The sequence below is a fragment of the Burkholderia sp. LK4 genome (genome assembly GCF_001043615.1).
GTDB lineage: Bacteria > Pseudomonadota > Gammaproteobacteria > Burkholderiales > Burkholderiaceae > Burkholderia > Burkholderia cepacia.
In genome coordinates, this window is the sequence record NZ_LDUL01000165.1 from 1 (window position 1) to 539 (window position 539).

The following is a 539-nucleotide window of genomic DNA, read 5'->3' on the forward strand; positions in this document are numbered from 1 at the left end:
AGCGGCATCACCATGAACGGCAGGTACGAATAGACCATCCCGATGTAGACGCCCGCGTCGCTGTGATAGAGGCGCAGCGGCGTGTGGATGATGCCGAGCGCGATCAGCGTGTGGTTCAGCAGGCCGTCGTCCTTCAGGATGCCGATCCATGCGTACACGCGGATCAGGAACGACGTCCAGAACGGCAGCATCACGGCCATCATCAGCACGTTGCGGCGGTTCGGTTCCGAGCGCGCGATGTAGTACGCCATCGGATAACCGATCAGCAGGCACAGCACCGTCGACACGGCGGCCATCTTCAGCGAGCTGAGGTAGGTCGCGATGTACAGGTCGTCCTGCAGCAGGAACGCGTAGTGCGACAGCTGCAGCGCGAAGTGCACGACGCCGTCCTTGATCTCGACGAGCGACGTGTACGGCGGGATGCCCATCACCTGGTCGGCGAAGCTGATCTTCAGCACCAGCACGAACGGCAGCGCGAAGAAGATCGCGAGCCACACGAACGGCACGCCGATCGCGACGCTGCGGCCCGACGGCAGGAA

At 63.3% G+C, this 539-nt stretch carries 1 pseudogene; it reads right to left on the reverse strand.

What is annotated here, in order from left to right:
* Positions 1-539, reverse strand: a pseudogene (locus VK92_RS38595) (putrescine ABC transporter permease PotH); the annotation flags it as partial.